This window comes from Hymenobacter sp. AT01-02 (assembly GCF_000961955.2).
In the GTDB taxonomy this organism is placed as follows: Bacteria; Bacteroidota; Bacteroidia; order Cytophagales; family Hymenobacteraceae; genus Hymenobacter; species Hymenobacter mucosus.
In genome coordinates this window covers 1-1,729 of sequence record NZ_JZIR02000248.1, presented here as the reverse complement: position 1 = coordinate 1,729, position 1,729 = coordinate 1, and the positions used below count along the sequence as shown (strand labels likewise).

General features: G+C 55.9%; 1 protein-coding gene and 1 pseudogene. One reads left to right on the top strand and one right to left on the bottom strand.

Features of this window, described 5'->3' with window-relative positions; translation table 11 throughout:
• Nucleotides 1-414: pseudogene (locus VI25_RS22915) on the bottom strand (hypothetical protein); the annotation flags it as partial.
• 623 nt (nucleotides 415-1,037) lie between these two features.
• Here VI25_RS22915 and VI25_RS22910 point away from each other — a divergent pair.
• Nucleotides 1,038-1,697 (top strand): PAS domain-containing protein, encoded by a 660-nt coding sequence (locus tag VI25_RS22910; protein WP_055562976.1) that lies wholly within the window; start codon nucleotides 1,038-1,040, stop codon nucleotides 1,695-1,697.
• Nucleotides 1,698-1,729 lie beyond the last annotated feature (32 nt).

The window sequence follows — 1,729 nt, the reverse complement described above, 5'->3', positions numbered from 1 at the left end:
CGACGCAGCAGTGGGCGCGGCCTGAAAGCGCCACAGAACCTGGGCTAAGTAATTATTGGCAGCGGCCCCGCGGCCGGTGTAGCGCACAGTTTCGTCGAAGTGGGCAAAGTCCAGGGTAAGGTGCAGACTGTCGCCCGGACTCAGGTAGAGCGGGGTGCGCTGACGGGCATACGAGAGCGAGGCTGAGGTAGCATGGGGTAGCCCAGTTACTACCAGGGTAAAGTCGCCGCTGGCACCCAAGGGCGTTTTAACCTGCTGGGAGCCGTACCATAAGCGCACGGTGTCACCGGCGGGCGCGTGGGCGAGGTGGCCGCGCACGATGGTTCTACTAGGCCGGTGTTGGGAGGACCACGCGCTGGTGGCCGCCGAGAGCAGAGCTATTGCACCTAGCAGCCAGGAAAGAGAAGGAAACATAATGATAGCGTGCGACTAGCGGTAAATTGGTAAGGCAACTTACTAAAGAGAGCTTATGGGTGTGAGAATATATTGCGTGCCGGAAAAATCAACGCGCCGTAGCAACTCGGGGCAGGTGACTACTTATATTTCCTCGGTATGCATGTGAGAAATAAGGGTGATGATAAGCAACCAAGGAAATAACTGTGCTATAACTTCTTGAATAGCCCAAAAACAACGCGTAAGGCATAGTAAAAGCGCGTAAGATAGGTATGGAAACTCTTTCCAGGTTGCTTTGACAGGTAGAACCCTTGCTAAGGTAGTGGACCGGCTAGAGTCCGCTCAATAAACTTACAGCCAGCTAATTAAGTGTATTGCGCCAAAGCCAATTTACCACCTCTGACTTACTCTGAAGAGCAAGCAGCCAATCTTATTACTGCCCCTCCAGGATCAGGTTAGGTAGGAAGCCGCAACCCTTGCCGATGGGGCTATTAGCAGTGCGTGTGCAGAGCCTAGGCGGGCAAGAAGCTGCTAGTTGCGTAAGGCATCCGAAACTTTTCGCAGGGACTTTATGGTATGAACTCTCTGTGCTAGCTCACGTTCGGCGCTTTGTCAGTTAACTGCTTCGCCTTTTTCCTGCCCGTATGTCTCTTGCTGCCCCACTCGACAGTCTGACGCTGCTCGCTATTTTTCACGCCTTGCCAGGTGCCTACCTCCTGCTTTCCCCCAAGTTCATTATTGAGGAGGTTAGCAACACCTACCTAGCCGAAACCCTAACGGAGCGCCATCAGCTTGTCGGGCACTACCTCTTTAAGGTATTCCCCGATAACCCGCAGGCCCAAGAGGCACATGCCGTGCGCAACCTACGGGCTTCACTTGAGCAGGTCTTGGCCACTGGGCAGCCCCACCAAATGGCCTTGCAGCACTACGATGTACCCAACCCGGAGCAGCCCGGCCAGTTCACGGAACGCTACTGGCTGCCCACCAACATTCCCCTGCTCAATGCCACGGGGCAGGTGCGTCACCTGCTGCACAGTGTAGTCAACGTTACCGACCAGCAGCGCACCCAGGCGCAGCTCAGCGAAAGCCAACGCCGCGAGCAAGTGGCCCAGGCTCAGGCTGACCAGTTGGTACGGGCCACCCTCGATAGTTCGACGGCCATTATCCAAGTGTTTGATGCCGTGCGCGACGAAGCCGGCCATATCGTGGATTTCCGCTGGACCCTGGTCAATGAGCAAGCAGCAGCTCAATACGACACTAACTTAGTGGGGCAGCGCCTACTTGACGCCTCAACCCCGGCGTGAGTTTGAGACCGGCACTTTTTGAGTCGGCTTCG